The 5,983-nt window shown below is 72.6% G+C and carries 6 protein-coding genes; 2 read left to right on the forward strand and 4 right to left on the reverse strand.

From position 1 onward, the window contains the following. Positions 1-230 precede the first annotated feature (230 nt). Both GUY60_RS32840 and GUY60_RS32845 read left to right on the forward strand, forming a co-directional pair. Positions 231-1,451, forward strand: a complete 1,221-nt coding sequence (locus GUY60_RS32840; RefSeq protein WP_161704549.1) for a sensor histidine kinase — start codon at positions 231-233, stop codon at positions 1,449-1,451. Further along, positions 1,442-2,089 (forward strand): response regulator transcription factor, encoded by a 648-nt coding sequence (locus GUY60_RS32845; RefSeq protein ID WP_161704551.1) that lies wholly within the window; start codon positions 1,442-1,444, stop codon positions 2,087-2,089. The genes GUY60_RS32840 and GUY60_RS32845 overlap by 10 nt, the downstream gene beginning before the upstream one ends. 96 nt (positions 2,090-2,185) lie before the next feature. Here the strand turns inward: GUY60_RS32845 and GUY60_RS32850 are convergent, their stop codons facing one another. The 4 genes from GUY60_RS32850 to GUY60_RS32865 form a co-directional block, all read right to left on the reverse strand. Continuing rightward, entirely contained in the window at positions 2,186-2,803 is a 618-nt protein-coding gene (locus GUY60_RS32850; protein ID WP_161704553.1) for an ankyrin repeat domain-containing protein, read from the reverse strand. Between the two features lie 135 nt (positions 2,804-2,938). After that, on the reverse strand, positions 2,939-3,496 hold the full coding sequence (locus GUY60_RS32855; protein ID WP_161704555.1) for a GlcG/HbpS family heme-binding protein: 558 nt from the start codon (positions 3,494-3,496) through the stop codon (positions 2,939-2,941). Between the two features lie 211 nt (positions 3,497-3,707). Beyond that, positions 3,708-4,937 carry an amidohydrolase family protein gene (locus tag GUY60_RS32860; protein ID WP_161704557.1) on the reverse strand — a complete coding sequence of 410 codons (1,230 nt, stop codon included), beginning with the start codon at positions 4,935-4,937 and terminating at the stop codon, positions 3,708-3,710. A gap of 26 nt (positions 4,938-4,963) precedes the next feature. Next, on the reverse strand, positions 4,964-5,983 hold a 1,020-nt coding region (locus tag GUY60_RS32865), incomplete at its 5' end, for an ABC transporter ATP-binding protein (RefSeq protein WP_161704559.1).

The raw sequence follows: 5,983 nt of genomic DNA on the forward strand, positions 1-5,983 counted from the left end.
GGCCGGGGCGGTGGACCAGGTGGCCGCCACGACGCCGAGCGCGGCGGCGAGGGCGCCGAGGCGGCGGCGTGTCCCGGTGCGGTAGGTGAGGTTCATGGCCCCAGTCCACCGGCACGGGCCACGCAAGCGCATTGGCGTACACGGGAGTTGAGAGGTGGTGCGGGCACTACCGGGGGAAGGTAGTGCCCGCACTACCGCGCCGCGCGCCCGCCGCCGGTACGGTCGGGCGGATGCGACACCGGACCGCCTGGCAGGCCCTGGCCCAGAACCCGCTGAACGTACTGGCCTCGGCCTGGCCGTGGCGGTCGCTCGCGTACCTGCTCTCCGGGGTCGCCTTCGGCGCCGTCACCACCGTGGTGCTCGTGAGCCTGCTCGTCGCCGGGGTCGCCTCGCTGATCGTGGTCGTCGGCGCCGTGCTGCTGCTCGGCGTCGCGCTGTCCGGCATCGTCGTCACCCGCTTCGAGCGGTGGCGGCTGCGCCTGGTCGACCTGGACCCGGTGCCCGATCCGCACCGGGCGCCCGAGCTGCCGGGGCTCCGCGCCTGGCTCCGCACCCGGCTGCGTGAACCGGCGACCTGGCGTGAACTCGGCTTCACCGCCGTGTCGTTGACCGCCCTGTGGTGGATGGACCTGCTCGTACTCGGCTTCGCCCTGTGCGTACCCGTCCTGGTGCTGCTCTCGCCGCTCGATGATCCCGGCGCCTGGCCGCTGGTGATCGTCGGCCTGTGTCTGCTGCCCGCCGCGCCCTACACGATCACCGCCTGGGCCGCCGCGCGGGCGGCCGTCACCCGCCTCATGCTGGCGCCCCGCGACAGCGAACTGGGCCGCAGACTCACCGACGTCCAGGCGTCCAGGGCCCGTCTGGTCGACGTCTTCGACGCGGAGCGCCGCCGCATCGAGCGCGACCTGCACGACGGGGCGCAGCAGCGGCTCGTCTCCCTCAACGTACGGCTCGGTCTGGCCCGGCTCGACGCCGAGCCGGGCTCGTCCCTCGCCGCTCAGCTCGCCGACGCGCAGGACCAAGTCGGCCTGGCCGTCGAGGAGTTGCGGGAGCTCAGCCGGGGCGTGCACCCCAAGGCGCTCACCGACCACGGTCTGGCGGCGGCGGCCGAGAACCTCGCCGCCCGCTCCGTGCTGCCCGTCACCGTGGACATCCGGCTGCCGCACCGGCTCGCCGTCACCGTGGAGACCACCGCGTACTTCGTGATCGCGGAGGCGCTCGCCAACGCCACCAAACACAGCGGCGCCACGCGGGTACGCGTCGCGGCCCGCCCGCACGCCGATGTGCTCACCCTGTCCATCACGGACGACGGCCGCGGCGGCGCCGACCCGGCGGCGGGCACCGGCCTGACCGGGCTCGCGGACCGCGTCGCCGCCGCCGACGGCAGACTCCGCGTCTCCAGCCCGCCGGGCGGACCTACACTCCTGCACGTGGAGCTGCCATGTCGCTGACCGTCGTACTCGCCGAGGACTCCCCGCTGATGCGGGACGGCCTGGTCGGTGTGCTCACCCGCTTCGGCCACGAGGTGCTCGCCGCCGTCGGCGACGCGGACAGCCTGATCGGCGCGGTCCGCGAGCACCGGCCCGACATCGTGGTCACCGACGTACGGATGCCGCCCGAGCACGCGGACGACGGCCTGCGCGCCGCCATCACGCTGCGCGGCGAGAACCCCGCCCTGCCGGTGCTCGTGCTCAGCCAGTACATCGAGCAGTCCTACGCCGCCCATCTGATCGACCTCGGCAGCGACAGCGGGGTGGGCTACCTCCTCAAGGACCGGGTCAGCGCCGTCACCGAGTTCGTCGACGCGGTCGCGCAGGTCGCGGCGGGCGCGACAGTCGTCGACCCGGAGGTGGTACGCCAACTCCTCAACCGCCGCCGCGACCCGCTGAGTCGGCTCACGCCCCGCGAGCGCGAGGTCCTCTCGCTGATGGCCGAGGGCCGCGCCAACGCCGCCATCGCCCGCGAGCTGTACGTCACCGAGGCGGCGGTCAACAAACACGTCAGCAGCATCCTGCAGAAGCTCGAACTCCACCTCGACGGCCAGGGCCACCGGCGGGTGCTCGCGGTGCTCGCCTATCTGCGTTCCTGAAGCGGTTCGGCGGCGCCGTGAGGGGTGCGGTCTCCGTCATCTGTACGGACTTTCCGCGGCGGGCGACAGGGCGAACACGGGGTTGGGAAGGCGCAGTTAGGTGCGGGTCCACGCGGGTGAGGCAGCGGCCCGCAGCAGTCCCGCGATGACGTCGAATCCGCGCCGTTCCGCGTGCCGCAGCGGGGTGACGCCGTTCGGGTCGGCGAGGTCCGTGCGGGCGCCCGCGGCGAGCAGCAGCTCGACGACCTCCTGGTGCGGGCGGCCGCCGTCGCCGAGGATCACGGCCTCCAACAGGGCGGTCCAGCCGAGGTCGTTGACATGGTTGACGTCCATGCCGGTCTCGCTCAGCACGGCCCGTACGTACGCGACATGGCCGCGCTCGCTCGCCGGGATCAGGGAGACGCCGCCGAACCGGTTGCGCAGGGTCAGGTCGGGCTGTGCGGGCAGCAGGACCCGCATCATCGGGACGCTGCCGGTCACGCCGGTCACCAGCCACGCGCTCTCCTGCCGCCGGTCCTGCGCGTCCGGGTCGGCTCCGGCCCGTACCAGGACCGCGGCGGCCGCCACGTGGTTGCCGAGGGCGGCGAGCAGCAGCGGGGAGCGCAGTTCCTCGTCGCGGGCCTCGACCCGGGCGCCCACGTCGAGGGCGGCACGCACGTCGGCGGCGTCACCGCGGCGGGCGGCGTCCAGGAGCCGCCGGTTCTGGTCGGGCATCTCGGTCCTCCGGGGCGTACGAGAAAGGGGGAGCGAAGAGTGTGGGGGAACGAAAAGGGACCGGCGGCACCCTTCGGGGGGCGTAGGGTGCCGCCGGTGTCTGAGGGGCTGAACAGCCTTGCTTGCTGAGAAGCCTTACTTGCCGAGGGCGGCGACGCCGGCCTGGGCGAACTTCTCGTCGAGGTCACCGGACGGGGCGCCCGCGACACCGACACCCGCGATCGGGGCGTCCTTGGCGGTCACCGGGGCGCCACCACCGAGGAACAGGGTGCCCGGGATGTCCTTCAGGTTCGGGGCCTGCTCCAGGCGCTTGACCAGCTCGGAGGTCGGCGCGTTCCAGGACACGGCCGTGTACGCCTTCTTCTCGGCGGACTCGTACGCCTGCGGGCCGGCACCGTCGCCGCGCAGCGTCACGATGGTGTTGCCGTTGCGGTCGACGACCGCGACGGAGACCCGCTGGTTCTCCTTCTTCGCGGCGTCGAGGGCGGCCTGCGCGGCCTTCGTCGCGGCCTCGACCGTGAGGTGCGTCGACTGCGTGGTGTTCTTGTTCTTCGCGTCGGCCTTGACGACGGCGGTGGGGGCGGCGGCCGGGGTGGCGGCGTTCGCGGATACGGCTCCGAACGTACCGGCGGCCAGGGCCGCGCCGGCGACGGTACCGGTCAGGACACGGGCACGCAGCGACATCTTCTTCATGGTGGGCTCCTTCAAAGCGACCAGGGGTCGGGAAGCTCTGCGTTCCCGCTCTGAGATCAATCCTGGTGCCGGAACCCACCCCGCCCCGTCGACGTACCGGCTCGACGCCGCGTGCCCGACGGCCGACGGCGGGGTCGGCCGTTCGGTTGACCCCGCCGTACGCCGCTCTTGGGCAGACTGACAGAACCCCAGCTCAGCGCCGTCAGGGCCGTCAGCGCCGTACAAGCGCCAGTCTGTCGGCGACGACCGCGCCGTCGTGCAGGACCGTGCGGTCGGTGCCGCGGTCCATCACCGCGCTGGTCGGGGTCTCGCCGTCGACCAGGAGCAGGTCGGCCCGGTCACCGACGGCGAGGCCCGGCCGGGCGGTGCTGCTGCCGAGGCGGGCCACGTCGTGGCTCATGATCGAGGCGCCGCCCATGGTGGCGACGGCGAGCGACATCTCGATGTGTTCGTCGCGGCGGAAGTTGTTGGTGAACGCCAGCTGCCAGGTGCGGTCGAGCATGTCGCAGTTGCCGTACGGGCTCCAGTAGTCGCGCTGGCCGTCCTCGCCGAGGCCGACCCGTACGCCCGCCTCCGTCAGGTCCACGAGCGAGAGCTGACCGCGCGCCGACGGGGCCACCGTGGCCATCGCGATGTCAAGGTCGGCGAACGCGTCGATGATGCGGCGGCTCTCCGACTCGGAGACCGAGCCGAGCTCGTAGGCGTGCGACATGGTGACCTTGCCCTGCATGCCGAGGGCGCGGGTGCGCTCCAGGATCAGGTCGGTGGAGAAGATGCCCAGGTGGCCGGGCTCGTGCAGGTGGATGTCGACCTCGACCTGGTACTTCTCGGCCAGGCCGAACACCACGTCGAGGTGGCCCTTCGGGTCCTTGTCGAGGGTGCAGGGGTCGATGCCGCCCATCACCTCGGCGCCCGCCTTGAGCGAGGCCTCCAGATAGTCGGCGGTGCCCTTCTCGCGCAGGATCCCGGCCTGCGGGAACGTCATGATCTGCACATCGGCCTGGCCCGCGAACTTCTCCTTCGCGGCGAGCACCGCCTCGAACTTCTCCAGCTTGCAGTCCACGTCGACCTGCGCGTACGACCGCACCCGGGTGGTGCCGCGGGTGATCATCCGCTCCAGCGTGCCGGCCACCCGCTCCTGCAGCGGGATCTCGGCGTCCCGCCAGTTCTCCCGGTCGTTCATCGTCATGGTCCAGACGCCGGGCCCGCCGGTGTGCGGCCGGAAGGGCAGGCCGATCCGGGTCGAGTCCAGGTGCACGTGGACATCGCTGAAGGAGGGCAGCAGCAGCCGGCCCCGGCCCTCGACCACCTCGCCGCCCTCGGCCTCACCGGCCGGGTGCGACGTGGCCGGGTCGTGCGGGCGGATCGCGGCGATGTGCGTGCCGGACAGCTCGACATCGCTGCGCTCTCCACCCCACGGGCGGACGTCACGGATCAACATGGTCGGGCACCTTTCTGTTGCGCGGTTCAACGGGTCGCCGGGGTCAGCGTCTCGGCGACGAACTCGGTGTGGTGGCAGGCGACATCTCTGCCCGGCACGGTGTCGGCGCACAACTGCGCACGCTCCGGGTCGAGTTGGGCGTACGCCGGGCAGCGGGACCGGAAGACGCAGCCGCGCGGCGGGTCGGCGGGGCTCGGCAGGTCGCCGGAGAGCCGGATCCGGCCGCTGCGGTCCGCGGTCGGGTCGGCCTGCGGCACGGCCGAGAGGAGCGCCCGGGTGTACGGGTGCCGCGGGGCGTCGAAGACCGTCCCGGTGGCGCCGTGTTCCATGATCCGGCCCAGGTACATCACCGCGACGCGGTCGGCGAAGTGCTTGACCACGGAGAGGTCGTGGGCGATGAACAGGTACGCGACGCCCGTGTCGCGCTGGATGTCCTGGAGCAGGTTGATCACCTGCGCCTGCACGGACACGTCGAGCGCGGACACCGGTTCGTCGCAGATGATCAGCTCGGGGTCGAGGGCGAGGGCACGGGCGATGCCCACGCGCTGCTTCTGGCCGCCGGAGAATTCGTGCGGGAACCGGTTGTAGTGGTCGGGGCGGAGCCCCACCCGGTCCATCAGGTCACGCACCCGGGCTTTGACGCCGCCCGACGGTTCGATGCCCTGGGCGTGCAGGGGCGCGGCGATGGCACTGCCCACGGACTGGCGCGGGTTGAGCGAGGACGACGGGTTCTGGAACACCATCTGGACGCGGCGCCGGTACTCCTGGAGGCCGGAGCGGCGCAGCCCGGAGATCTCCTCGCCGTCGAGCCGGACGCTTCCGGAGGTGGGTTCGAGGAGCCGCATGAGGAGGCGCCCGGTGGTCGACTTGCCACACCCCGACTCCCCGACGAGGCCGAGGGTCTCCCCGGCCCCGACGGAGAAGCTGACCCCGTCGACAGCCTTGATGACCCCGCGCCGCCCGCCCCCGAGAGCGGCGGGCCGCCGGAACGCACCGCTGCGGACGGGGAAGTGCTTGGTCAGACCGGTGACTTGGAGGAGGGGCTC

Origin of the sequence: Streptomyces boluensis (assembly GCF_009908195.1) — a bacterium.
In the GTDB taxonomy this organism is placed as follows: Bacteria; Actinomycetota; Actinomycetes; order Streptomycetales; family Streptomycetaceae; genus Streptomyces; species Streptomyces boluensis.